At 68.5% G+C, this 1,003-nt stretch carries 1 protein-coding gene; it reads left to right on the forward strand.

Annotation, left to right across the window (positions count from 1 at the left end):
• Positions 1-67: 67 nt before the first annotated feature.
• Positions 68-982 carry an IS982 family transposase gene (locus ACIQWA_RS40980; RefSeq protein ID WP_402492299.1) on the forward strand — a complete coding sequence of 305 codons (915 nt, stop codon included), beginning with the start codon at positions 68-70 and terminating at the stop codon, positions 980-982.
• The last annotated feature ends 21 nt before the right edge of the window (positions 983-1,003 follow it).

Below are 1,003 nucleotides of genomic sequence, written 5' to 3' on the forward strand. Positions count from 1 at the left end.
CTAGATGATTGATGCCAAGGGCTCGCTGGCACGCATGACATGAAGCGAGGGAGTCCAAAGATCGGTTGTGACGCCTGATCTGGACTCCCTCGCGACCGCACTCTACGTGAAGACCGACGACCTGCTGAAGGAATCGCCGCATCTGGCGCCGTGGCGACCCGAGATCGGCATCAGGCCGCAGCTCAGTGACGCCGAGCTGGTCACCCTGGCGGTGATGCAGGCCCTGCTCGGCTTCACCTCCGAACGCCGCTGGATCCGCCATGCCCAGGCACACCTGCGGCATCTGTTCCCCTACGTGCCCGGGCAGTCGGGCTACAACCGGCGCCTGCGCAAGGCCGCCGACCTGGTCGCACGGGTCAACCGTCTGCTCGCCCGGGACACCTCCCTGTGGAGCGACACCGTGTGGGTCGTCGACTCCACCCCGGTGGAATGCGGCCGCTCACGCGAGACGGCCAGGCGCTCGGACCTGGCCGGCTGGGCCGAGTACGGCTACTGCGCCAGCCACTCCCGATACTTCTGGGGCCTGCGCCTGCACCTGCTGTGCACCCTGCACGGCCTGCCCGTCGCCTTCGCGCTGACCGGCGCGAAGGCCGACGAACGAACGACCCTGCTCGGCATGCTCCACGCCGAACCCGGCCTCGTCGCCTCCCGGCCCGGCCAGACCGTCATCGGCGACCGGCAGTACTACGGCCGCGCCTTCGAACACGAACTCGCCGAGTGGGGTGTCCAGCTGCTGCGGCCGGCCCGCAAGGGCGAGCCCCCGCGGGCCGGATCCGCGCTGTTCAAGCCGCTGCGGCAGATCATTGAGTCCGTCAACCAGACCTTCAAGGCCCAGCTCGACCTCGAACGCCACCAGGGCCGCACCCCGGGCGGTGTGATGGTCCGCGTCCTGCAACGCATCCTCGCGCTGACCTGCGCGATCTGGCACAACGACCACACCGGCCAGCCCGTCATGCGCTCGCTGACCGCCTACGACCACTAACCCTTCGCATCATTCATCTAG

Source organism: Kitasatospora sp. NPDC098652 (assembly GCF_044760155.1).
Taxonomy (GTDB): Bacteria; Actinomycetota; Actinomycetes; order Streptomycetales; family Streptomycetaceae; genus Kitasatospora.